Annotated in this window: 20 protein-coding genes and 1 other annotated feature; of the genes, 8 read left to right on the forward strand and 12 right to left on the reverse strand. The window is 44.4% G+C overall.

The genetic code is table 11. The features are described 5' to 3' along the window. Nucleotides 1–106: 106 nt before the first annotated feature. Nucleotides 107–361 carry a hypothetical protein gene (locus WH46_RS19445; RefSeq protein WP_017814971.1) on the reverse strand — a complete coding sequence of 85 codons (255 nt, stop codon included), beginning with the start codon at nucleotides 359–361 and terminating at the stop codon, nucleotides 107–109. A gap of 389 nt (nucleotides 362–750) precedes the next feature. After that, nucleotides 751–1839, reverse strand: a complete 1089-nt coding sequence (locus tag WH46_RS19450; RefSeq protein ID WP_046227999.1) for a lactonase family protein — start codon at nucleotides 1837–1839, stop codon at nucleotides 751–753. Between the two features lie 253 nt (nucleotides 1840–2092). Here WH46_RS19450 and WH46_RS19455 point away from each other — a divergent pair, with 253 nt between their 5' ends. Beyond that, nucleotides 2093–2758: an S-layer homology domain-containing protein gene (locus WH46_RS19455; RefSeq protein ID WP_046228000.1), complete on the forward strand. Its 666-nt coding sequence runs from the start codon at nucleotides 2093–2095 to the stop codon at nucleotides 2756–2758. A 132-nt stretch (nucleotides 2759–2890) separates the two neighbouring features. On the opposite strand, the gene WH46_RS19460 is transcribed toward WH46_RS19455, so the two are convergent. From WH46_RS19460 to WH46_RS19475, 4 genes are all read right to left on the reverse strand, one after another. After that, on the reverse strand, nucleotides 2891–3268 hold the full coding sequence (locus tag WH46_RS19460; RefSeq protein WP_046228001.1) for a PH domain-containing protein: 378 nt from the start codon (nucleotides 3266–3268) through the stop codon (nucleotides 2891–2893). Between the two features lie 157 nt (nucleotides 3269–3425). Continuing rightward, nucleotides 3426–4118, reverse strand: coding sequence for an HAD family hydrolase (locus WH46_RS19465; protein ID WP_231584383.1), 693 nt, complete (start codon nucleotides 4116–4118; stop codon nucleotides 3426–3428). Nucleotides 4119–4169: 51 nt separating this feature from the next. Further along, nucleotides 4170–4523 carry a hypothetical protein gene (locus WH46_RS19470; RefSeq protein WP_046228003.1) on the reverse strand — a complete coding sequence of 118 codons (354 nt, stop codon included), beginning with the start codon at nucleotides 4521–4523 and terminating at the stop codon, nucleotides 4170–4172. Between the two features lie 268 nt (nucleotides 4524–4791). Next, complete coding sequence (locus WH46_RS19475; RefSeq protein WP_017814965.1) at nucleotides 4792–5298, reverse strand: DUF3939 domain-containing protein; 507 nt, start codon at nucleotides 5296–5298, stop codon at nucleotides 4792–4794. A gap of 361 nt (nucleotides 5299–5659) precedes the next feature. Here WH46_RS19475 and WH46_RS19480 point away from each other — a divergent pair, with 361 nt between their 5' ends. The 4 genes from WH46_RS19480 to WH46_RS19495 all read left to right on the forward strand — a co-directional run bounded on the left by WH46_RS19480 (nucleotide 5660) and on the right by WH46_RS19495 (nucleotide 8773). After that, entirely contained in the window at nucleotides 5660–6655 is a 996-nt protein-coding gene (locus tag WH46_RS19480) for a YpdA family putative bacillithiol disulfide reductase (protein WP_046228004.1), read from the forward strand. Between the two features lie 266 nt (nucleotides 6656–6921). Then, the gene (locus WH46_RS19485) at nucleotides 6922–7365 is read left to right on the forward strand and encodes a DUF441 domain-containing protein (protein WP_046228123.1); all 444 of its coding nucleotides are present in this window, start codon (nucleotides 6922–6924) and stop codon (nucleotides 7363–7365) included. A gap of 22 nt (nucleotides 7366–7387) precedes the next feature. Next, complete coding sequence (locus tag WH46_RS19490; RefSeq protein ID WP_046228005.1) at nucleotides 7388–8050, forward strand: hypothetical protein; 663 nt, start codon at nucleotides 7388–7390, stop codon at nucleotides 8048–8050. 216 nt (nucleotides 8051–8266) lie between these two features. Then, the gene (locus WH46_RS19495) at nucleotides 8267–8773 is read left to right on the forward strand and encodes a hypothetical protein (protein ID WP_017814962.1); all 507 of its coding nucleotides are present in this window, start codon (nucleotides 8267–8269) and stop codon (nucleotides 8771–8773) included. 69 nt (nucleotides 8774–8842) lie between these two features. Here the strand turns inward: WH46_RS19495 and WH46_RS19500 are convergent, their stop codons facing one another. Continuing rightward, complete coding sequence (locus tag WH46_RS19500) at nucleotides 8843–9139, reverse strand: HesB/YadR/YfhF family protein (protein WP_017814961.1); 297 nt, start codon at nucleotides 9137–9139, stop codon at nucleotides 8843–8845. Nucleotides 9140–9885: 746 nt separating this feature from the next. On the opposite strand from WH46_RS19500, the gene WH46_RS19505 reads away from it, so the two are divergent. Further along, entirely contained in the window at nucleotides 9886–11640 is a 1755-nt protein-coding gene (locus WH46_RS19505; RefSeq protein WP_046228006.1) for an ABC transporter ATP-binding protein, read from the forward strand. Nucleotides 11641–11667: 27 nt separating this feature from the next. After that, complete coding sequence (locus WH46_RS19510) at nucleotides 11668–13776, forward strand: ABC transporter ATP-binding protein (RefSeq protein ID WP_046228124.1); 2109 nt, start codon at nucleotides 11668–11670, stop codon at nucleotides 13774–13776. Nucleotides 13777–14039: 263 nt separating this feature from the next. Here the strand turns inward: WH46_RS19510 and WH46_RS19515 are convergent, their stop codons facing one another. After that, the gene (locus WH46_RS19515) at nucleotides 14040–15311 is read right to left on the reverse strand and encodes a methyl-accepting chemotaxis protein (RefSeq protein ID WP_017814958.1); all 1272 of its coding nucleotides are present in this window, start codon (nucleotides 15309–15311) and stop codon (nucleotides 14040–14042) included. A gap of 353 nt (nucleotides 15312–15664) precedes the next feature. On the opposite strand from WH46_RS19515, the gene WH46_RS19520 reads away from it, so the two are divergent. Next, nucleotides 15665–16861, forward strand: coding sequence for an AI-2E family transporter (locus tag WH46_RS19520; protein WP_046228007.1), 1197 nt, complete (start codon nucleotides 15665–15667; stop codon nucleotides 16859–16861). A gap of 221 nt (nucleotides 16862–17082) precedes the next feature. Here the strand turns inward: WH46_RS19520 and WH46_RS19525 are convergent, their stop codons facing one another. The 4 genes from WH46_RS19525 to WH46_RS19540 all read right to left on the reverse strand — a co-directional run bounded on the left by WH46_RS19525 (nucleotide 17083) and on the right by WH46_RS19540 (nucleotide 22190). Then, on the reverse strand, nucleotides 17083–17991 hold the full coding sequence (locus WH46_RS19525) for an S-layer homology domain-containing protein (RefSeq protein WP_046228008.1): 909 nt from the start codon (nucleotides 17989–17991) through the stop codon (nucleotides 17083–17085). Nucleotides 17992–18116: 125 nt separating this feature from the next. Next, nucleotides 18117–19883, reverse strand: a complete 1767-nt coding sequence (argS, locus tag WH46_RS19530) for an arginine--tRNA ligase (RefSeq protein ID WP_082208464.1) — start codon at nucleotides 19881–19883, stop codon at nucleotides 18117–18119. 61 nt (nucleotides 19884–19944) lie between these two features. Next, nucleotides 19945–20223: a binding site (T-box leader), on the reverse strand. A gap of 450 nt (nucleotides 20224–20673) precedes the next feature. Then, nucleotides 20674–21021 carry a four-helix bundle copper-binding protein gene (locus tag WH46_RS19535; RefSeq protein WP_046228009.1) on the reverse strand — a complete coding sequence of 116 codons (348 nt, stop codon included), beginning with the start codon at nucleotides 21019–21021 and terminating at the stop codon, nucleotides 20674–20676. 134 nt (nucleotides 21022–21155) lie between these two features. Further along, on the reverse strand, nucleotides 21156–22190 hold the full coding sequence (locus tag WH46_RS19540) for a CobW family GTP-binding protein (RefSeq protein ID WP_046228010.1): 1035 nt from the start codon (nucleotides 22188–22190) through the stop codon (nucleotides 21156–21158). Nucleotides 22191–22349: the final 159 nt, after the last annotated feature.

The following is a 22349-nucleotide window of genomic DNA, read 5'->3' on the forward strand; positions in this document are numbered from 1 at the left end:
ACTGACCCAGTTTGTAAGTAATCGTCTGCTCATGGTTGATTGCTGTGATGATAGTACGGTTCCAACTCATTCCTATACGTTTACGTTATTATAATTATTGCCCAGCTTAGCGGACAATATCGGAATCATCTTCCGATTCGCCTTCCGGAAAAGCATTCTGGCTGGATGAAGAACGTTTGATATGCTCGCCGTCCTTCTCCTCCTGCTGTTCCAGCTTTATATCTTCAATGGGCAGGGAATCTACCGTTTGTTCCGATTTGAATCGATCAAACAGGCTTTCGTTTTCCGTCGGATACTGCTCGGGATTATCCCGTTTGCCTGCCTGTTCCTGTACCTTATCATTTTTGCGCGGTTCTGTCATATTCTCCATCTCCTTTGCGGATTCGGTTTGCTGTGAAGTACCGGCGTAACCGGTGAACCGTATTACTGTAATTTTACCTCTGTGAGCCAAATTGAAACAGGAACTTGTATTCAATTCTCATTCATGCAGCAGACTGATAAGTCTGGATCAATATATGTAACTCTCTGATCTCCCACTATTCATACATTCTATATTCTGTACAACTGCTTTTGATACAAAAAAATGAAGTCACCCATAGTACAGATGACTTCATTTTTCATTTACTTGTAATTCGGTTACCTAGTTAATTTACACGTATGAGAATATTCATCTGCTCAGGTGTAGTTTATATGCTTCATGCAGACGTCCATCTTATAATCCGTATGATCGAATGAATACCTGGACTTGTTTTAGAAATAAGCGCCCCAGACGCAGACAGGCTTGGATACTTCGACACTTTTACCCGTGTATGTCAGCTGGCCTGTAGTCTGATCGATACTGAATACCACGATGTTATTACCATCACGATTGGCTGCCAGCAGATACTTGCCGCCTGGCAGAATAGAGAAGTGTCTTGGATGTCCGCCTTCTGTCGATACATGCTGTACCAGTGTAAGCGCGCCTGTAGAAGCATCCACTTCATACTGCACGATACTGTCATGCCCACGGTTGGAACCGTACAGATACTTTCCGTCTTCCGAGATAGCAATCTCCGCACAGCCATTGAAGCCTTCAAATCCTTCTGGGAGCGTAGAAATAGTCTGGACTTCGTTCAGAGTACCTGTAGTTGCTTCATATTGATAAGAAGTAACAGTAGAATTCAGTTCATTGATTACAAAGGCGTACTGACCATTCGGATGGAATACCAGATGACGAGGACCTGCACCCGGTGTAGATGCCGTATCTACCGTGAATTCCAGCTCATTGGAATCTGCTTTGAGCGCATATGTACGCACGCGATCCAATCCCAGATCCTGTACAATCAGATATTTACCAGCTGGATCAAAAAATGTGGAGTGTGGATGCGGACGATCCTGATTCTGAGGATCAACACTGTGTCCTTCATGCTGATGTACATCCAGCAGTTCACCGACGCTTCCATCCTGCTCCAGAGCGATCAGACCGACCATGCCGCCATGGTAGCTCACCATAGTCAGATAACGACTGTCTTCCGAGCGCTGGATATGACATGGTGGACCATCGATAGTATTCACACGATTCAGCAGTTCAATCTTGCCCTGCTCCGGTTGAATAACAAAAGAAGCGGCTTCGCCTCCCTTACCTTTTGGACCTGTCTCGGATGCTGTTTCTCCAAGTGCATACAGGCGTTTGGCTTTGGCATCTACATTCAAAAATGTAGGATTTTGAAGTCCAGTAAAGGAATCGGTTGGTGTTAATTCACCAGTCTCTTCATTAAAAGCATATACGTATACACCCGGATTGGCTGCTTCTGCATAAGAACCTGCAAATACCAGCAGGCGTTGATTTTGATGTTCCATCGTTTGTCTCCTCCAGTTCATGTTACATAATATAGTGCCTGAATCGCAGGACAGCGCTGAATTTCACCAACACCTGTCCAACCTGTAAACAGGCAATAGATCCAGCACCCTCTTATATAACTTATACCCTACGTCCATAAAAATCAAAAAAATCTGATTCTCTATTCAGATTTGAAGGCTTCGGGTAATACATAGGTAATGTCAGTTTTGTCTCTTTCTAGTCAGTCTATGACCGAGAATGGAGTGATTTTTTATGTTCAAACGTAAATGGCTGCTTGGACTGGTAAGCACTCTGCTGCTCGCTTCACCAGTATCTGCTTTTGCTTTTGACGATCTGGATCACACTACAGGACGAGAGGAGATCAATTATTTGCAAAATCATAATATTCTCAGCGGAATAACCGATACCGAATTCCAGCCGGACGCTGCACTGACTACTGCACAAGGAGTCGCTGCGCTGGTTAAAGGACTCCATCTTAATATTGATAATATGCGCTTCATCAAAGCACCCAAAGCCAGTGATTATTACACTTCTGTAGACGATCAGGCCTGGTATAGCACAGATATGATGATTGCTCATCTGAATGGACTGCAACTGAATGCAGACGTGGATGCCTCTTCCGTCATGACACGCGGTCAGTTTGCTACTTTACTCTGGCAGGGTGTAGAACAGGTAGATCCGGATATTCATGAATCCGGAGGCAGCACCGGTGCTCTAACTGATCAATCGATAACTATCCATGATGCGAACGCTCTTCCTTCTTCCGAACAACAAATTTTGGAGCAGGTTATCGATAGCGGGATTGCTTCGCTGGATGAAAAGAATAATTTCCGGCCCAGTGAACCCATTACACGTGCCGAAGCAGCAGTAATGCTGTACAACGCTTTGGAACTAACCGGACAAGCTGAAGAATCATAAATCAAGATACAGCCTGTTATATTTCAAAAATAAAACGTCCGGATCCTCTTAAATAAAAGGGATTCGGACGTTTTGTGAATAATGTAGCGTTACAGCACCCATCGAGGCAACAGGAACGGCATGTATATACGGTTATCCCAGAATATAATAGGACAGTACACTTTGAACTTCATAGATATTTACGTTCTTGTTAAATATTTTTTTGATCGGTACCGTGCTGCTGGAGATATAGATACATAGCTCGGCATCCAGATCAAAATGACCCGCCGTTTCCACAGAATAATGGGAAATGCTCTTGTACGGGATGGAATGGTACTCCGTCTTTTTTCCGGTAATCCCTTGCTTATCAACCAGGATCAAGCGTTTATTTGTGAAAATAAACATATCGCGTACCAGCTTATATGCTCTCTCAATCTGTTCTCCCGGTGCCATAATTGAAGCATATTCCTGCTGTGCCTCACTCAAATTAACTGTCGATGCATTACCGAGCCATCCATCAAAAATCCCCATGTTTCTCTTCCTCTCTTAATGCATTCTTATTATGTAGCTATTATACAAATGTACCAGAACTTCGGCGGCTTGTAGAGAAGTATATTTAGAAATAGCTTCCATTCTTCCGTAGTCATCTCATCTAACAAATGATCTTCCTATTTGCTAGATCTATGCGCTACAAATCTCCCCATATTCTCTCCAGCTCGTTCAGTTCATCTATCGTTCTCCATGGCTTCATGCCAAGGGTCTGATCCCAATCAAAGCTCCGTTTGAGGAAAATGCCTCGCATTCCTACTTGGGCTGCTCCCCAGATATCATTTACAGGATGATCGCCGACAAATACAGTCTCTTCACCACTTGTTCCCAGTTGCTCCAGCATAATTTCGTAAATACGACGCTCCGGCTTTTTGATGCCGACTTCTCCGGATGTCAGGATAACGTCAAAATAAGGTTCCAATCCCAGTTGCAGCACTTTGCCATATTGAATCTCGTGCAGTCCATTGGTCAGCATACCCAGCTTGTATCCCTGGGCGCGGCAGGATTGGATCGCTTCGATCGCATATTTCATCAAGGAAGCTTCCTTCATATAGTGTTCCTTATAGTAGCTGTACAGCGTATCCACATCAGGCTTCTGTGACCATGGGAGACGCTCTACCAATTCTTCGAAAAATCCTCGTTTTTCCCGGTAGCCATCTGCATCGGCAATTCGCATATATCCCAGAATATCACGTAACTTCTCCTCATCCTGAATATGTCCCAGATATTCTTTTATTAATAATTGGGAAAAGGCACGAAAGGTATAATCCCGATCCATTAATGTATTATCCAAATCAAAAATAACTGCTTTAACAGCCTGTTCTGCCATCATAAAAACCCCTTTTTATATGTATTGTATCTGAGGCGATTCAATCGCATCCTATTATAGACACTTCTCAGGCAATGGATAAGGAGCCCATACATGTCTTTGCCATCTTATATTACCATTCTTCAGAATTTGCTTGATCTGCTGCTCAAATGCACAGTTAAAATAGTCATCTGAATCAATCCGAATATGTAGCACATGATATTCATCGCATAGCATTTCACTCAAGCGATCCACTCTATCCACAACTTCCAGATGATAACCCGGCAAATAGGCCTTGGCGATATAACGGCCTTTATAATCTTCATAAGACAGATTAATCTGAAAAGCTGCAGCTACCCTGGTCAATATGTGTTCAAACGGGACATCCTCCAGCAGTACAAAGCTTAGTAAGCGATTATGCGTATACATTGAATCACAGCCTTTCCGCCCTATTCTGTATAGTATATCTGTTTCCTGTATAGAAAATAATTATATTTCATATTAATTGTACATGTTTTTCTTCGTTTCTTGGCACAACTCTACGATTCATTTCATTAGGAAAGTATGCAATCTGCATTTCATTTCTTGATTACATGTATTCTTGTTTGCAGACAGTACCAAAAACCCGTCTGCGGCTGCAAACGGGTCCATTATAAATATAAATGGTTTCTAAATTAGAAAAGAAGCAATAAATTATCTAGAGCAGCACGTATGATTTGTCTGTATGTTCTTTACTTTCCGGCAGAATAGCTGGTTCGCGGTGCGTTACCATCATTTCCTGATCGGTAATATACATGGGGAAATCGGGAATTTCGTGCAGATAGCGCTGCTGATACAGCTTGCGGCAGTCTACTTCAAAATGCGCCGAATCCTCAATCACCGGCAGTTTGCCGTTTTCCTGAACATAATCATCAATGGCTCCCTGCACCTGATCCAGATGATATGGAATATGACGCTCTTCTTCTTCGAAGATCTCAAACGTCTCACGCGACAGATAAAACTTCTGATCGCTGCGACCTCCCAGATAACGAGTGAGTCTCGATAGATCCAGGCTTCCATCTTCCTGCATCAATGCGGTGCGGTTAATTCCGCTCATTTCTCTCTCATATTGTAATACCGCTGTACGAAGTTCGTTCATTGTTACATGCACTGAAGGCATGCACGAAGTTTTGCTTCTTGTTTTGAACCTTTCCAGAATAGACATAATCGTCTCTCCTTCCCTTGAATGGGATATCAGGGACAGTGTCAGAAAACGTTTACAATGAAGCTTCAGAGAAAGTTGCTAACTTTTCTCCTCTTACAATAACTATACCGCATTTTACAAAGAATGATTCACTTTTTTACAAAATAATGATATTTCACGATAAATTGGTTCTGTTCACCCACAGCAAGCTAGAATTTATAGACAGATTGCAGTAGGATGGTATATGGTCCTATTTTATCGGCTGAATGCTGTCCGTACAGCATCTTTGATTTCCCTATATTCTGTAATCCTTATACAGACATGAATCGCTCTAATACTATATAGAGCAGGATTTGAATTCAGAAAGGAGTCTGATCGTAACATGCAAGATGTCATTATTGTAGGTGCAGGACCCTGCGGCCTATCCGCTGCTATTGAGTGCGAACGCCTCGGTCTGAACACCCTTATCATCGAAAAGTACAATGTGGTTCATTCGATCTATCTGTATCCGACCAATATGCAATTTTTTAGTACTGCCGAGCTGCTGGAAATTGGTAATCTGCCTTTCCCTTCTCCGAATGAGAAGCCGTTTCGCCACGAAGCACTGGCTTATTACCGACGAGCAGCAGAGCACTATAATATCAATGTACAGCCGTACACAGAAGCTACCGGTATTAAGCGTCATGAAGACGGTACTTTTTCCCTGCAAACCGTTAATCGCCAGGGCGAAGAACATACCCACCAAGCTCGTCGTGTAATTATTGCCACCGGTTATTTTGACCATCCGAACTATCTGGGTATCCCTGGAGAAGATCTGGATAAAGTTACTCATTACTTCCGTGAAGCGCATCCATATACCGGCATGCGGGTAGCCATTATTGGCGGCAGTAATTCCGCTGTCGATGCTGCACTGGAAATTGTACGCGTCGGTGCCAAAGTCGATATGATGTACCGCGGCGGCGATCTATCCGCTAATATCAAATCCTGGGTTCGCCCTATCTTTGAAGGCCTCGTGACCAAAGGCAAAATCAAGCTGCATCTGAATTCCTGTGTCACCCATATCACCGAGACCGAAGTAGAGATCACCAATACCGAAGATGGTCATACCGAGATGCTGGGCAATGACTTTGTGCTTGCAATGACCGGATTCCGCCCGGACCGTAAACTGATTACATCTATGGGTGTAACCATGAGTGAAGATATGGACAAGCCGCGTTTTGATCCCGAGACGATGGAGACCAATATTCCAGGACTGTATGTAGCCGGCGTTATTGCTTCCGGACGCAACGCCAATGAGGTCTTTATCGAGACCGGGCGTCGTCACGGAGCAATGATTGCCAGACATATTGCTGATGCTTTAACGCATACATCTGGCTAAATCTGTTTTATTCGTAATACCATTGGCTGTACTGTACTTCTGCTATACATTTCTATTTTCTATTCTGTCCGCTGGATTCCGGCGGACATTTTTGCTTCATTCCGGGAATCCTCTACTTTATCCCGAAGATCCTGTTATTGGCTCTGTATAAAAGGTAATACCAAATCTGCGGATTGTTTTCATCTGGTCTGCTTCTAAATGATCATTCGTTTACAATCGTGTATTTCTAAAATATTTCCAAAAAGGAGTGATGACTAATGGGCGCTATCGATATGCCTTCCCTGATCCTGCTTGTAATGGCGGGACTTGGCATTGTCGGGAAAAATACTACTGTTACAATCGCTATGCTCGTGCTGCTGCTGATTCGTGTACTTGGATGGAATCAGGCTTTCCCGTGGCTGGAAAAATACGGATTGACCATTGGTATCATTATTCTGACTATCGGGGTTATGACTCCACTCGCAAGTGGTAAAATCTCTATGGATACGATCCTGGCTTCCTTTGTAAGCTGGAAATCACTCCTTGCTATCGGTATTGGATTGTTCGTTGCTTATCTGGGTGGACGCGGTACAATCCTTATGACCAATCAGCCGACTGTAGTCGCCGGACTGCTGATCGGAACACTGATCGGAGTTGCCTTTTTCAAGGGAGTGCCAGTCGGTCCGTTGATTGCTGCAGGCTTGCTGTCCTTATTAATCGGAAAATCCTAAACTCTCCTCGTGAGGTGTATCCATGAAAAAACTGACTGCCGCAGCCAAAAAAAAGATCCAGTTCGATTGGCAGACTATCCTTTATACCTATAAGCTGTATCGTCCGCTGCATTTTATCAAACGCCACGGCCCAATTTTGTTAGGAATATATCTGAAGCCTGTATATGGAGGAGAAGGGTATGTCCCGGTATTTCATACACATTCCCTCATGACTTCCTTCCCGGTCGTATCGCTGACTGCTCAGGTAGCTCTGACCAATTCCAAAGACGTTGAGGATTCGATCCGTTTTGTAAGGCATACCAATGAGCTGGATACGATTGTCTCGAAGTTTCGTGTACAGTGCCCCGCTGCTTTTGCGCAGCCACTAACTTGTACTATCATTGAAGAGCTGTATAACAGCACAATTGTCAATGCTAACGATTATCCAGTTCAAGCAATGACAGATGCTGTTCTATTATCTTTATGGTGTAGCAAAGAGGAACAGGCTGAAGCGCAAATACAATCCTATCGCTCCATTATTGCCAGATGGCCTGCAGCTGCTCAAAACCGCTTTGGCGGCTCAGATAAATGGGAAGCCGATATACGATTGCAGTGGAATCGCGAACAGATAATCAATACGATTCAGACGGAATTAATCCGATTCAAGCTGGGTCATCTGCAAGATATGCTGCTCGATTGTGAGTGATCGCTGCTATCGTATTGCTTATTAGAAATTCTGTCTTTTGACCGTCAGAGTCTGCGTGATGATCTTTGATGATAAAGATCAGCTGGCCGGGTTACGATATTTTTGCAAGTTCGCATTTATTGTAACGGGCAGGATATGGTATACTGCCAATACAGCTTTGACATTCAAGGCTGACAACTATGTGTACACGTATGCATCGCCAGGAGGATTAGATCCATGCCCCAAGCTTTTGTCATAGAAGCGATTATGATCGCAATCTACGGTCAATTACTTCATCCGGATAAGCCGGTCAACTATATTGTTCCCTACACATCCATTATGGAGCTGTATGAATTTGCGGAGAGCCAGGAACCGCTGATGAACGATTCGGTGGAAGAACGTGAAGTCCGCGAGCGCATCAAGGCGCTGATTGATTATCTGGAAGAACCCCTGAACAAAAAGAAAATCCAGCGTTGTCTGCAGATGCCCTGGGCAGTGAGTTCATCTATTCTGTTCACCGATCATGTGCAGCTATCGGTGGTTAATGCGATGGATAATGCCTATTACGGTGAATCCTTCGATCCGATCGAGACCGAATTGATTCTGTCTGCACTGCGCAAAGAAGTTCCTCTGCTGACAGATCAATTTGAGATGATCCATCGGATGATCGAAGCCAAAATACCTGTTCAGGTCTATGATATTGAAGACTTCTCTTATGCACTGGAAGGCACTTCTACAGTCTAGACACAAAAAGTCCCTGTTATCACGAAGATAACAGGGACTTTTGTTGTTTTCATATGAGATAAAAAATATTCAAGATTCCGGAATGTAGGCGTAACGAATATCATCTTCATTATCCATATATTCTACATTGAGCTTATATCCGTTGAGGTACCACAGATCCTGAGCTTCCATATAAAATTGGATACCTTCTGTCTTCTGTTCCAGTCCTGGACTGATCGGCGGCTCCACGGAAATACCGAGCGAGAATCCTGGATGGATATCGCTATTGCTGCTGTAACGGGCATAAAAGCGTAGCGCATCTCCCTCTTGTAAATCCAATTCCTTTTTATACCAGCGTGCGGCTTCATCCGATACGGCGATACTCATTATTTATTCCACCTTTCATTAAGTTTGCATCCATACAAATAAACGATCATGCGAACATTATTCAAAGTAATTGTTATTCCTGCACGACTGCTGCCTCATAATCATTACCCTGACTCTTTCCGTATTATAACATGTTACACGTATACACGGTCATGTGCAGATGGTAAATCATTTATGAATTTGGTTCTCTTTGATGATTTCTATTTTCTTTTTTCTATTATGTAAACTTTGTTGACTTTATTCGACAAGAAAACATTCATATTCAGCAAATTTTTAAGTAAATTGCAAGTTTTACGTTGACATGCTCAAAAATGCAGTGATACAATCAGACACAGGCGAAGGATAATTAGAATTTATTACCATCTGCCACTACATTATGAAGAAAGGGTGAATTCCATGCGTAAACTCACGATTGTACATAACCAGGGCTATGCCAGCGATCTGAATACACAACTAAAAAATGGAACAACCCGGCAGGTGGGCACCTTTTGAGGTAATGAATTTCTATCCATTACACTTGAGAAGTATCCATAACAGTTATCATTACTGCACCGGTTGTTCGCAACCGTGCGTCATATGACATTTACAAGGAGACATGTTATGTGCATTTGCACATACGTGTCTCCTTTTTTGTGGCTTCTTCTCTGGTCCAGACAACATGAGCGTTAATTTCGCTGTAGATTTTCAGTTTGATTAGCTAGATCCTATTATGCATATAAGATATGCATCGGAAAGGTAGTGATGGCATGTTCGCTGTTTTAAAAAATCTGGGCTGGTTTTTCCACCGGGAACGTAAGCGTTATATTATCGGTATTCTAATGCTTGCGGGTGTCGGAGTACTGGAGCTGATTCCGCCCAAACTGCTGGGAGATGCCATTGATCGGATTTCCAGTGGCTCAATTACCTATCAGTCATTGATTTACTATTCATCGGCTATTGTAGGCACATTGATTGTTATTTATGGAGTTACTTATGTATGGATGCATAGTCTATTCGGTGGCTCGAACTTGGTTGAACGGCTGCTGCGGACCCGTTTTATGGCACATCTGCTGCGTATGACTCCACCATTTTTTGAACGGAGCCGCACAGGTGATCTGATGGCACGGGCGACCAATGATCTTCGTTCAGTTGCAATGACAGTCGGATTCGGTATGCTGACATTGACTGATTCCACCGTTTACCTGTTGACTGTATTGCTGGCGATGGGCATTCTGATTAGCTGGAAACTGACACTCGCTGCTATTTTGCCACTTCCATTTATTGCTATTGCCATGGCTATTTACGGCAAGGTAGTACATGCACGGTACACACTGGCACAAGATGCTTTTGGTGATATGAATGATCAGGTTCTGGAATCAATCGCCGGTGTACGTGTTATCCGTGCTTATGTACAGGAACGTCAGGATGAGAAACGGTTTGAGCGTATTACCAATGACGTTTATCGCAAAAATCTCGCTGTAGCGATGGTAGATGGATTATTCGAACCGACGATTCGTCTGTTTGTCGGACTTAGTTATATTATCGGTCTTGGATTCGGTATCTATCTGGTGTTCCACAATGAGCTGACACTCGGTGATCTGGTTTCATTTAATATTTATCTCGGGATGATGATCTGGCCGATGTTTGCTATTGGTGAATTAATCAATATTATGCAGCGTGGTAATGCGTCTCTCGATCGGGTAAATGAGACGCTGGCTGTCCAGCCGGATGTTCAGGATATTCCTTCACCGGTAGTAGTTAAGCATCCGCAAATGATTGAGTTTAATGATATTACATTCCGCTACCCTACCTCTACTGTAGATAATCTTCAGCATGTCTCGCTTAAGATTCGTGCCGGAGAGACACTCGGCGTAGTCGGACGTACAGGCAGCGGCAAGTCTACTCTGCTCAAGCAGCTACTGCATGAATACCCGGCTGGCAGCGGTGAGCTGTCCATCAGTGGTGTACCGATTCAGGATATTGCCAAAGATCAGCTGCACAGCTGGCTGGGTTATGTTCCGCAGGAACAAATTCTGTTCTCCCGGAGTGTACGCAATAATATTCGCTTTGGCAAATCAGATGCCAGTGACGAAGAAATTATGAATGCTATTCATACAGCAGCCTTTGATACGGATCTGCACACATTCCCGGATGGTCTGGAGACCATTGTCGGTGAACGTGGTGTAGCCCTGTCAGGCGGTCAGAAACAGCGTGTCTCCCTGGCTCGTGCCTTTATCGCCGAACCCGAGATTCTGATTCTGGATGATGCACTCTCGGCTGTCGATGCGCGTACCGAAGCACGCATTATAGAAAATATCCGTACCAAACGTACAGGCAAAACAACGCTAATCGCGACACATCGTCTGTCTGCTATAGAACACGCCGATCATATTGTGGTTCTGGATCGGGGCAAAATTATTGAAGAGGGAACCCATACCGAGCTTCTCAAAGCAGGTGGCTGGTACCGTGAGCAGTACGAACGGCAGCAGGTGGCGAATTCCCTGGATGGGGAGGTGTCTTAATTGGAGATACAAGATTATGAACAGCCGATGACAAAGCTGGATAACAAAACGATTACCAAACGGCTGTACCGCTATGCACTGCGAGCCAAAAAGACGTTTATCGTCGCATTAATCATGCTGGTGATTGGTGTAGGCGCCGAACTGGCCGGCCCTTTTATCGCCAAAAATATTATTGATAATCATATGTTTGCGATTGAGCAGCCGTTTTATGAGACGACTGCCGGTGAACATACCGCCGAATATAACGGCAAATATTATAAACGTGAAGGTTTCTGGGCAGTCGGTGAAGCTCGTGGTACCGAAGCTCATGTCGTGCAAAGTGGTCCTACCTTCTACTTTATTGAAGGTCCGATGGACAATACCGCCGGTGAGAAAAGTTATGCCGACGGTACGCTGACTATACGTGATGCACAGGGCCATGAAGCTTTCTATCCGGCAGTTCCGCTATCTGCTGGAGAGCTATTCGGCTTCTACCAACCAGAGCTGCCGAGTATTTACAAATTGATCGGTCTTTACTTTATCTTCTTGCTGATTACCATTATTACGGAATTCGGAAAAACTTACTGGCTGCAATCATCAGCCAACAAGGTTATTCAGGAGCTGCGTCTTGATCTGTATGCTCATATTCAGCGGCTGCCAGTACCTTTTTTCGATAATTTGCCTGCAGGTAAAGTCGTATCCCGCGTAACCAATGATACCGAAGCAGTCAAAGATCTGTTTGTAGCGGTATTATCCAACTTTAGCTCTGGTGCTGTCTATATGCTCGGTGTCTATGTAGCTATGTTCATTCTGGACTTCCGGCTGGGACTGATCTGTCTGTTCCTGGTTCCGCTGCTGATCGGCTGGATCTATCTGTATCGCCGGGTAGCGACCAAGTATAATACGGTAATCCGTTCCCGGCTGAGCGAGATCAACGCGATCATCAATGAATCCATTCAGGGAATGTCGATCATTCGTATTTTCCGCAAACAAAAGCAAACCCAGGAAGAGTTCGAGCAGCTGAACAATGATTATCTGTTCTATCAGAACAAAATGCTACGTCTCAACTCCCTGACGTCTCATAATCTGGTCAATGTACTGCGTAACCTGACATTTGCCTTGGTACTATGGTATTTCGGTTCGGCAGCACTTGGCGGATTGGATAGTGCGATCTCGCTTGGTGTGCTGTATGCCTTTGTCGATGTACTGGGTCGCCTATTCCAACCAATGACCGGTATCGTCAATCAGCTGGCTTCACTGGATCTGTCCATGGTATCCGCCGGACGCGTATTTGAGCTGATGGATGAAAAAGGCGAGCAGGTCACTGATGGCTCTATGCCACGCTACAAAGGAAATGTTCAGTTCAAAAATGTTACTTTTGCCTATAAAGTGACTCCCGTTCTAAAAGATATCAATTTCGAAGCCAAACAGGGTCAGACGATTGCTCTCGTTGGTCATACCGGCTCAGGGAAAAGCTCCATTATCAATCTGCTGTTCCGGTTCTATGATCCGCAGCAGGGAACCATTACGATCGATGGACAAAATGTACGTGATCTGCCCAAACAGTGGATACGGCAGCATATGGGTATCGTTTTGCAGGACCCTTATCTGTTCACTGGTACGATTGCTTCCAATGTCAGTCTTGATAATGAGAAGATCAGTCGTGAACGGGTAGAACGTGCATTATGCGAAGTTGGAGCTGACAAGATCCTATCCGATCTGCCCAAAGGTTTTGATGAACCTGTCGTAGAAAAAGGAAGCACACTGTCTGCAGGACAACGTCAGCTGATCTCCTTTGCCCGTGCGCTCGCTTATGATCCAGCGATCCTGATCCTGGATGAAGCTACCGCCAATATTGATACCGAGACTGAGGCGTTGATTCAATCCGCACTGGAAGTTCTCAAAAAAGGCCGTACGACCTTTATCGTCGCCCATCGCCTGTCTACGATTCGCAGTGCCGACCAGATTCTCGTATTGCACCGCGGAGAGATTGTGGAACGAGGTTCGCATGATGAACTGATGGAGATTGATGGACGATATCGTCAGATGTACCATATGCAGACAGGCAGCAGCTCCAGCAGTATTCCGGAGAATGGATTACGTCCTGCAACGGATGAAGCTCCTGTTCCTGCAGGATTGGCTGGTCGTACTATTTAATCTCATAAGTGTGATGGAACAATTATGTAACATTTTATTTACCAGAATATAGCATCCTAGTTACGTGTAATAGACTGGCTGCTGTTCATCCAACTTAGATGATATACAAAAAAGACCTGAGACCCCATGAGGGATTTCAGGTCTTTTCACTTTATGCAGATACCAATATACACACTAATAATAACAGGATTGCCATAGAGATCCTTCTATAACCACCACTGACTCTACAGCTTGCATCAACAGTCTGTCATTTGTTCGGAGCGTCAGGCAGTGAATACTTTGGTCTTTTGCAGCAATCGATTCGTCATCGTGCTGAGCTCCTCCGAAGAAGAAGAGATCTCTTCCATAATAGCTGTCTCTTCATGAGTAGCTGTGGAGATCTGTTTGGCTCCTTCATAGAAACGATCTGCCATTTCACGGATTGTGTTGACGTTCTGGTAGGTCAATTCGACCCGATCGGTCTGCTTGGAAATGGAGCCCTCCATCTGCTGCACCTCGGACATCAACTCATCGACCACGCCGGCAAATTGCTGCAACGTCTCTTCTACTTGCATGGTATGCGTAGATTCCTGGCGTACAAGCTCATTCTGGCTGTGAATCAACTGCACGGTGTCATGAATCTGTGTCTGTACAGCACCGATCAGGGAGTGAATACGCTGCGCCGAATCATTACTTTGTTCGGCGAGCTTGCGAATCTCTGTAGCCACGACGGCAAACCCTGCTCCATGCTCACCCGCATGCGCTGCTTCTATTGAAGCATTTAGTGCCAGCAGATGAGTCTGCTCTGCCAGTCCTTTGACTGTACCGGTAACTGCCCCAATATCGGAAGCCTGATTATCCAGCAGACGAATCGTATTTTCTGCTTGGGCCTGGGATTCGGATAACGTACTCATGCCTTCTTTAAGCGAGGCAAAGATATGCTGGGTGGAATGCACAGACTTCTCCATCGTCCCTGATAGATTCATCATATGGGAAGACTTATCGCGCATCTCCTGAAAAGAACCAAGCATCTGCTCGGCTGTCTGCAGCGACGTCTCAGTAGACTTGCGCTGCTGCTGGACCCCTTTGTAGATTTCGTCAGCAATAGTAGACAGAGATTCGATCTGCTGGGTAGCTTCATTGATCGATCCCGTCAGATAATCGGCATTCTGTGATGTGGTACTTGTACTGTGCGCAATATCGTTAATGATATCCTTGATATTCGTTACCATCATGCGGAAAGCATCATTGAGAACTTTGATCTCGTCTTCTTCACGTCGTTCCGGAATATCGACTGTCAGATCCCCTGCCGATACACGCTCTGCAGCACGCGACAGATTAACAATCGGGCGGGTCAGCAGACGGGAAATAATATAACCAAGTATACCGCTCCAAGTAATGCCGAGCAGCAAAATAATCGATACATAGAGCCAATCGCTCATTGTTGATGCCAGAAACGACTTCAGATAAAAAATAAAGAAAGCGCTTGTACCGTAAGTAATGATAGAGACTGCAATAAAGCTTGCGACCAGCTTCGAACCCAGTGATAATTTCATACTGCACCTCATAGCTTCAGAATTTGAGTAATTATAAGTTGGAATAAATGCTGAATAGGCGAAAATTCAATCTATCTTGTAATTATTACCATATTCATTAAATACTTATTAATTTAAATTTTAGCAAAAAGATAAATTACTTGTTATGATAAAAGTCATAGACTCATACTCAAATCAAGGCCTAAAGAACTATTTTCATAGTGAAGCTGCTTTTCCTTTTGTTCGTATATATCCTAATCTAATGTTTTACGAAGTTGCCTGCTTGCTCTCTTCCTCTGCGGAAGCTATGCTAAGTACTATACCAATCCAGATTATTTAAATAGCAACTCAAGTTAAAGGAGATGAAATTGCACATGGAACGCACCAGAATCTGGAGCGAGCGATTCAAATTATTTTTTCTGAACAATCGCTTTGTTATCTTTTTATTCGTACTACTGCTCATTTCACTGAATATTTTTGTATTATCCAAAATCCCGTATGTGTTTACGCCGCTTATTGTACTTGTAAAGACTGTCATTTTGCCTATTATTCTCAGCGGCATTCTATTTTATTTGCTTAATCCCATCGTGAATTTGCTGGAAAAATACAAAATAAAACGCATTTATTCCATTATTATGCTATACATTCTTATTATCGGCATTCTGGTGCTGATTGTTAGTCTTGTAATTCCTGTGATTCAGAAGCAAATACAAGAACTCATTATCAGTATTCCAACGTTGTACGACAAGACTGTATATCAGATTCAGTACTGGCTAGGCGGCGATGTGTTCCAACAGCTGCAACAATCTACCAACATTAATCCAAATGAACTGGCTCAGTCCCTGTCAGAACGCTGGGCAGCTATTGCCGGGAGCGGCGTGAGCGGATTTATCCATACATTCTCGGGGATTGGCGGTTTCCTCGGAACATTGACAGAAGTTATCGTCTCGATCGTGACCGTGCCATTTATTCTGTTTTATCTGCTCAAGGACGGCCATAACCTGCCTCGGTATATTCTGAAGTTCATTCCTATAGGACTACGTGATCAGACATCTAAAGTCATGTCCGAAATGAATCATCAGATAAGCTCTTATATTCGTGGACAGATTATCGTCAGCTTCTGTATCGGTATTCTGCTGTATATTGGCTACAATATTATCGGCATGGATTACGCATTGATTCTGGCGGTTATCGCTTCCTTTACGAGTATTGTGCCTTATCTTGGTCCAGCTATCGCCATTACACCCGCATTGATTGTAGCGCTGGTCACTTCGCCTATCATGCTGCTCAAAATGGTCGCAGTCTGGACGATCGTGCAATTGATTGAAGGCAAACTGATTTCTCCGCAGATTATGGGTAAATCACTCAAAATTCATCCGATTACGATCATTTTCGTTATTTTGACATCAGGTAATCTGTTTGGTGTGATTGGTATCCTGCTGGCTGTACCTGGCTATGCTGTACTCAAAGTGCTGGTTACCCATCTATTCGACTGGCTCAAAGTAAGTTCCAATCTCTATGAGACCGACAAAGTTACCGAACCTACTGTAGAAGTAGATGTGAAAAAGTAGTATTCGTTCGACGTATCTTTGTTATTGATTTTACTTCTGTATCATTTTTGCTATGTTTGTTATGACCAGGCTAATAGATTAAAAAAAAGAGAATCAATGAATTATACGTTCTATTCGTAATATGAGCATCACAAAAAACCTTGAGGAGCATAATGGCTCTTCAAGGTTTTTTTGTGATGCTCACCATATTGGATTATCTCTATTTCTTTATCGACTGCTTCTTATTTGGCCAGTTCAGGTGTATAACCTGCTGGAATAATAGTTGCAGCGGTTCCTTCGGTAATCACCTGTGGATACATCATCCCCGGCTCTGGCTGTTGCAGGGAATAGCTGATGATTGCCCGCTTGTCGTCAGTCAGTTTAACATTATCAATCTTCAGATTGTAACCGGGATTTGGCAGTTCGACATGCAGCGTAACTTTTTGTTTGCCATCTGCTGTGCTGCTGATGCCCATTTCAGGAGTAGTCCCCATTTGTTCACCTTCCGATGGTTGTGGTGAAGTGCTAGTATCGTCACCCGATTGTAATTGCTTATGACGCTCTACCATTTCAACTGCACTGTATACCCAGGTAGCGGCATCCATGCGTGTAATAGCTGCTTTGGGCTTGAATTCCTGCCCTACAGAACTGCGTGGTATCACATTCATATTCACCAGATTCTGAATCGCATTGGAAGCTTCTTTACTAATGCTTTTCTGGTCTTGGAAAACAACCATCATCATAGTGGCTGGATACTGTCCGGTCTTATCAATTGCCTGATGCAGCCAGATCGCGAACTGTTCACGGGTTACAGGCTCGGAAGCTTTGAGATTGGCCGGAATAGATAGACCATTGGCACGAGCAGCTGCTACGGCTTGTGTATACCATACTTGTCCGGAAGCAGTCTCGGGACCTTTCATATCAAATGCATTCACCAGCATCTGAATCGCCTGTGGCTGGGTCAACTGCTGATTGGGCTTGAACTGGGTAGCTGTCACCCCATTAATAATTCCTTTTTCCTGCAAAGAACTGACGATCGACTGGTTATTGGAACCTTGCACATCAGAGAATGCTGCTGCAGCTACTCCACTGCCTGCAAGTGCACAGGATAATGCCAGCAATGCTGCTGCTTTCTTTTTCGAATTCCACATTGTAATCCCTCCATCATATAGATAATCAGGTTAGTCTTTGATATACCGGGAAAACCTATTTGCCGGCGAACCTTCACTATCACAGACGCAGGGCAGGACCAAATGGTTGCGTATCTCTTCAAGTCTTACATTTGCTGTGGAGCTTTCATACCGAGCAATTCCATTAATCGAGCCAGATACTCTCCTGTCCGGCGGCTAAGTTCCAGACGCTGTTCACGCCAGGCAGGCGAACCATCCAGAATACGATTATGACTATAAAATTGATTGAACAATCTCGCAGTCTGAAGTGCATATCTGGCCATGATCGATGGCTCATGCAGACGAACTGCCCGTTCCAGTTCACTGTCATAACTGGCAAGATGACAGAGCAGCTCCCAGGCACTATCCGTCCAACCGGATGGTTCTTCCACGACAGCTTCGGAGTCGACCTGATCCAGTGACGGATCTGTGACTGCATCTGCCGTCAGTTCGGTAGTCGGCGCATTTTGCGCAGCACGTCGCAGAATACTTTGAATCCGGGCATAGGCATACTGTACATAAGGTCCGGTCTCTCCTTCGAAGCTCACGGCTTCTTCCAGCGAGAAATCAATTTCATTTTGACGATTGTTTTTGAGATCATTAAAAATGATAGCACCTACGCCGACCTGCCGGGCAACTTCTTCCTTATTCGGCAAATCAGGATTTTTCTCCTCGATAATACGTGCTGCCTGCTGCACTGCCTCATCCAGCACTTCTTCCAGAAATACAACTTTCCCTTTGCGTGTAGACATTTTTTTGCCATTTACTTTCATCAGACCAAATGGCACATGTATGCAATCTTCTGCCCAATCAAAGCCCATTTTGCGCAGTACAGCAAACACCTGACGAAAATGCAGCGTCTGCTCTCCACCGACGACATAGACGAGACGATCGCCCTCCATCACTTCCTTGCGGTAAATAGCTGTCGCCAGATCACGAGTCGGGTAGATAGTTGTACCATCGGATTTGATAATCAGGCAGGGAGGCATATCCTGCTCATCCAGACGAACTACCAAGGCTCCATCACTTTCTTCCAGCAGATTCAGCTCGCGCAACCGATCCACGACTGCAGGCATTTTATCATTATAAAAGCTCTCACCCAGTACAGCATCAAATTCCACACCAAGGCGCTCATACATCCGATTCAGTGAAGCCATACTCACATCTACAAAATAACGCCATAATTCCAGCGCCTGGGCATCGCCATTCTCAAGCTTGCGGAACCAGTCCCGTGCTTCATCCTCCAGCTCCGGATGCTCTGCTGCCTCATCATGGAATTTGATGTATACACGAAGTGCTTCCCCGATCGGATTCTGCTCCATCTGTACCGGATCGCTCCACCGCAAATGCGCAGTAATCTGCTTACCAAACTGGGTTCCCCAGTCGCCAATATGATTGACACGTACCGGCTCATATCCGGCAGCATGATAGATGCGATATAGGGCGGCGCCGATCACCGTAGAACGCAGATGCCCGACTCCAAACGGCTTCGCGATATTGGGTGAGGACATATCGATAATAATACGTTGCCCTTTACCGGTCTGAAGCTGATAATGCTGCTCTTTACTAATCTGTTCCAGCAGTGTTGTACTACACTGTGTACGATCCCAATGCATATTCATGTATGCGCCGGCAGCCGATACATGGATATGTGCATAGTCCGGCAGTTCACTGATCCGACTGCATAATTCGTCAGCAATCTGCTGCGGAGCGCGGCGCCAGGATTTGGCCAGGGTAAAACATGGAAAAGCCAAATCTCCCATTGCCACCGATGGGGGTGTCTCCAGCAGCCGGGTCAGCTCGGTTGTATCGATATCGGTAACCTTTTGCAACATTTGTGAGGCTTCTTCAATAAACAATCCTACTGTACTCATCCTTTGTCCACTCCCTTTAATCTTGTACATATCAAAAAACTCCCGTCCCTCAAGCCAAAGCTTAAGAGACGAGAGCATCGATTGCTGTTCCCGCGGTACCACTCTTGGTACAATCGGCATCATACGGATAATTATCCATCAGATCCCGGATTGTCACTCGAATACGATAACGGTGTCGGACCGGATTCGCCTATGCACAGCATTTTGCTCTATGGCATACTGCTGCTTTGGGCGGATCATCTCACAGGTGCGCTTCAGCAAAGGCATTCTACCGGCTCCCACCATCCCGGCTCGCTTGAAGAATGTAGACTGTACCTACTCTCCTGTTCATAGACTTTTATGTAATTTGGTGAAATAACTATTCAGCATAATGATATGCAAGTTAGCAGTATTATATCGGGCAACCTGCAGACAAGCAACCTTTTTTTGCAATTCTTTTTTTGAAATCGATTTTTGAATTTTAGATGGATTACCATTAGTTGATGACCCGCCAAAAGATACTTTTATTTTATCCAACTCTCCAATAGCTTGTTTCCCGTGTTGTTTCTCTACTTCATTTTCGATTGTATTTACTTGGCTTTTTACATACAAAAGCTACTATCTATGGGGATAGCAGCTTTTAATATTCAAATTATATACAAATATTGAGCTTCTGTCCTGTCTACTCCATCCAGTAAATCTCAGGACCAAGCGATTGGAATCAGAAGGAAAAAGAATCAATATTCTAGTTGTATCATTGAGGTGCTGTCTCTCAGAAAACACACACACCTATGTAGACAGCTCTGTTCATTTATACAGGAACTTTCATCTCCATCAGTTCTCTGCACATTTGAGCACAGCGACGGCATGCCTGCACACATTCCTGACAATGTGTCTGTGGATGCTTCTGACATTCGTCGATGCATGCTTCACAAGCTTTGGCACATACTTCGGCGATTTCGGCAGCGAAGATACTTCCCTGACTCAATGCCTGCGCTGTAAAGGAGCAGATCTCTGCACAATCCCGATTGATACGAATGCAATCACACAGCTTCTCCAGATCATATTCCTTGAGGTTGGAAATATAGGAAATATTGCAGGCATTCATTGCTTCTACACATGCCTCGATATACGAATGATATTGTTGTGGTGTTGACATAATAATAGCCTCCCGAGTAGTTCTATTTTGGTAAACGTGGTGTAAGCCAGCTTATTTAGGCGCCGTTGTCCGGCCTCAGCGTTTGGTTATTGAACTATTACCCCGGGACAGGCAAAATTGAAACGAAGGTATAATCAGGATTCCGCAGCTTGACGCTCCAGTGTCAGCAATTGTTCCTGTATTTGTTGCTTATCAAAGTATTCTCCAATAAATACGGCAACATCCGGGATGGGTTTTTGTGGTATGGTTTTCATAAAATCCATCTGGCGATAGGCATATTGGAACAAGAAACGGCTTGAAGTATCACTGAACGTCAGGATCCCTTTGGCACGATATACTTCGGTTGGCAGCTGCGCGATGATCTTTTCAAATTCTTCACTATTGATCGGATTCTGGAAATAATGCGTATAGACCATTACATGTTCATGGGAATGATGCATATGCCCCTTTTCCCCTTTTATTGTGTCATGATCTGTTGAATCTGCCGATTCTGAAGAATTGCATACTGCGCAGTTTTGTACATCATGTTCAGTAACAGTGTCTGCACGCTGTTCACTGCTAAGCGAAGCGCCTTCCTGCCCGTAATACGAACGATCCACCTCACAGCGTACAGCGACATGAACAGGAGCATACACATTCCAGCCACGTACAATATGCTGTACCTGCTCCAGCTGCTCGGGACTAACCAGATCACTTTTGTTAAGAATAAGCAGGGATGCCGACCGAATCTGTTCCTGCATGAGTCGATACGTCTTGCCCTGTTGATCTTGGTATAGCTGCCATAGATGGGCAGTATCCACTACTGTAATCAGATTGCGCAGCTCTAATGGATTATAGAGAGCAATCTCGGTAACCGCATCGAGAATCTCAATAGGGTTCGCAACACCGGAAGCTTCGATCACGATCATATCCGGCTGTTCATTCTGCATTAGATTATACAGTTCCAGTCCCAGATCCACCCGGTTCGAACAGCAGATACATCCGCTCAGCAGTTCAGCCATTGCTATATCCTGGTCTAGCATCATACCATCCAGATTCACATCACCAATCTCATTCATGATTACCGCTGGCGTCTTGCCTTCATCACGCCAGGTTTGCAGCATTTGCTGCAATAATGTCGTCTTACCGCTACCCAAAAATCCGGATAAAATATATACAGGTGTTGTCATCGTCAACCTCCATTAATTGGATAATAAGCTTATCCTTATACTCTGTTATATCCTTATCAAGGTAACTTATAGTCATCATGGGATACATTATTCTTGTTCTGCTATATATCAGCTGCCCTAATTAATCATAAGATGCAGTCTTGAAATAAACAGCTGATA

The organism is Paenibacillus dauci, from assembly GCF_000971985.1.
Taxonomy (GTDB): Bacteria; Bacillota; Bacilli; order Paenibacillales; family Paenibacillaceae; genus Saccharibacillus; species Saccharibacillus dauci.

What these genes read in the sequence shown, in the direction of transcription:
- WH46_RS19470 (WP_046228003.1), bottom strand. Translation starts at nt 4,523, where the DNA reads ATGTATACGCATAATCGCTTACTAAGCTTTGTACTGCTGGAGGATGTC.
- WH46_RS19465 (WP_231584383.1), bottom strand. Translation starts at nt 4,118, where the DNA reads ATGATGGCAGAACAGGCTGTTAAAGCAGTTATTTTTGATTTGGATAAT.
- WH46_RS19505 (WP_046228006.1), top strand. Translation starts at nt 9,886, where the DNA reads ATGTTCGCTGTTTTAAAAAATCTGGGCTGGTTTTTCCACCGGGAACGT.
- WH46_RS19445 (WP_017814971.1), bottom strand. Translation starts at nt 361, where the DNA reads ATGACAGAACCGCGCAAAAATGATAAGGTACAGGAACAGGCAGGCAAA.
- WH46_RS19450 (WP_046227999.1), bottom strand. Translation starts at nt 1,839, where the DNA reads ATGGAACATCAAAATCAACGCCTGCTGGTATTTGCAGGTTCTTATGCA.
- argS (WP_082208464.1), bottom strand. Translation starts at nt 19,883, where the DNA reads ATGAGTACAGTAGGATTGTTTATTGAAGAAGCCTCACAAATGTTGCAA.
- WH46_RS19495 (WP_017814962.1), top strand. Translation starts at nt 8,267, where the DNA reads ATGCCCCAAGCTTTTGTCATAGAAGCGATTATGATCGCAATCTACGGT.
- WH46_RS19515 (WP_017814958.1), bottom strand. Translation starts at nt 15,311, where the DNA reads ATGAAATTATCACTGGGTTCGAAGCTGGTCGCAAGCTTTATTGCAGTC.
- WH46_RS19500 (WP_017814961.1), bottom strand. Translation starts at nt 9,139, where the DNA reads ATGAGTATCGCCGTATCGGATGAAGCCGCACGCTGGTATAAAAAGGAA.
- WH46_RS19540 (WP_046228010.1), bottom strand. Translation starts at nt 22,190, where the DNA reads ATGACAACACCTGTATATATTTTATCCGGATTTTTGGGTAGCGGTAAG.
- WH46_RS19510 (WP_046228124.1), top strand. Translation starts at nt 11,668, where the DNA reads ATGACAAAGCTGGATAACAAAACGATTACCAAACGGCTGTACCGCTAT.
- WH46_RS19475 (WP_017814965.1), bottom strand. Translation starts at nt 5,298, where the DNA reads ATGTCTATTCTGGAAAGGTTCAAAACAAGAAGCAAAACTTCGTGCATG.
- WH46_RS19490 (WP_046228005.1), top strand. Translation starts at nt 7,388, where the DNA reads ATGAAAAAACTGACTGCCGCAGCCAAAAAAAAGATCCAGTTCGATTGG.
- WH46_RS19535 (WP_046228009.1), bottom strand. Translation starts at nt 21,021, where the DNA reads ATGTCAACACCACAACAATATCATTCGTATATCGAGGCATGTGTAGAA.
- WH46_RS19520 (WP_046228007.1), top strand. Translation starts at nt 15,665, where the DNA reads ATGGAACGCACCAGAATCTGGAGCGAGCGATTCAAATTATTTTTTCTG.
- WH46_RS19455 (WP_046228000.1), top strand. Translation starts at nt 2,093, where the DNA reads ATGTTCAAACGTAAATGGCTGCTTGGACTGGTAAGCACTCTGCTGCTC.
- WH46_RS19480 (WP_046228004.1), top strand. Translation starts at nt 5,660, where the DNA reads ATGCAAGATGTCATTATTGTAGGTGCAGGACCCTGCGGCCTATCCGCT.
- WH46_RS19525 (WP_046228008.1), bottom strand. Translation starts at nt 17,991, where the DNA reads ATGTGGAATTCGAAAAAGAAAGCAGCAGCATTGCTGGCATTATCCTGT.
- WH46_RS19460 (WP_046228001.1), bottom strand. Translation starts at nt 3,268, where the DNA reads ATGGGGATTTTTGATGGATGGCTCGGTAATGCATCGACAGTTAATTTG.